General features: G+C 53.5%; 1 protein-coding gene. It reads left to right on the top strand.

The window, feature by feature from the left end; all coding sequences use genetic code 11:
• Positions 1-93 precede the first annotated feature (93 nt).
• Positions 94-1,155 (top strand): YedE family putative selenium transporter, encoded by a 1,062-nt coding sequence (yedE, locus tag Q0369_RS09820; RefSeq protein ID WP_298099259.1) that lies wholly within the window; start codon positions 94-96, stop codon positions 1,153-1,155.
• Positions 1,156-1,240: the final 85 nt, after the last annotated feature.

Here is a 1,240-nt window from a genome sequence, read left to right as displayed (position 1 = left end):
AAATTTAGATCGGAATTTATTTGCTTTTTATTTTACAAAGGATAAAATCGCGCCTAAGAGATCGGTCGATCTAGATTATTTCAGGATTTTTTCATGAATAACGTTAAATGGTACATCATCGCAGGCGCCGTGCTAGGCGTGCTGGGTGCGACGCTGGTGCATTTTGGAAACCCGGGCAATATGGGCGTTTGCGTCGCTTGCTTTTTGCGCGACACCACGGGCGCGCTGGGCTTTCACCGAGCAGCCGCAGTGCAATACATCCGCCCGGAGATCATAGGACTCGTATTCGGCGGCTTTTTAGCAAGCGTGCTTTGGACGCGCGAGTTTGCGCCGGTTACGGGCAGTTCGCCGTTTGCGAAATTTTTCCTAGGGATTTTCGCGATGATCGGCTGCCTTGTGTTTTTGGGATGTCCGTGGCGCGCATTTTTGCGCCTAGGCGGCGGCGATTTGACCGCACTAGCCGGGCTAGCGGGTCTGATCTGCGGCGTACTCATTGGGTTTTTGCTTAAAAAGCGCGGCTATGAGGCGAGCAAAGAGGCAAGGCTTAGCGGCGCGATCGGAATTTTGCCCGTGCTACTGGGCGCTGCACTGCTTGCAGCCTTGGTCTTCGGACTCAAAACGGGCGAGGGCGGCGCGCTTTTTATCTCCGCTAAAGGACCCGGCGCGCAACACGCCGCGGTAGGCATCTCGCTGGCTGCGGGCATTATCGTGGGCGCCTTGATGCACAAGAGCAAATTTTGCAGCGTCGGCGCGTTCGGCAAAATTTTCAGCGGCGATTTCTCGATGTTTTGGGGCGTGCTAAGCGTCATCGCGTTTGCGAGCATCACAAATATCGCGTTTGGACAATACAAACTCGGCTTCGAAGGCCAGCCTATCGCTCATAACGATTTCGTTTGGAATTTCTTGGGTATGGTGCTCGCGGGTCTTTGCTTCAGCCTAAGCGAGGGCTGCCCGGGCAAGCATCTGGTACAGGCCGGCACGGGAAATTTAAGCTCGGGCATATTCGTCATCGGCATGGCGGCGGGAGCTGCGATCGCGCATAATTTCTTGCTCGCAAGTTCGTCTAAAGGCATCACCGAGTTTGCTCCTTACGCGGTTGCGATCGGTTTTGTTTTCGCGCTTTACGTGGGGATTTTTCAAAGACGCGGCGCTTAAGGCTGATATTTAATCTCAGAGATCAATTGAATACAGAGGCGGCGTATCTAGCCAAGCTCCGGCAGCGTACTTATAAAGAAATACG

The sequence above is a fragment of the uncultured Campylobacter sp. genome (assembly GCF_938030685.1).
Taxonomy (GTDB): domain Bacteria; phylum Campylobacterota; class Campylobacteria; order Campylobacterales; family Campylobacteraceae; genus Campylobacter_B.
Note: the sequence above shows the minus strand (reverse complement) of the source record. Positions and strands in the feature narration are given on the sequence as shown.

Coding starts and splice junctions, on each gene's coding strand:
- yedE (WP_298099259.1), top strand. CDS start 94: ATGAATAACGTTAAATGGTACATCATCGCAGGCGCCGTGCTAGGCGTG.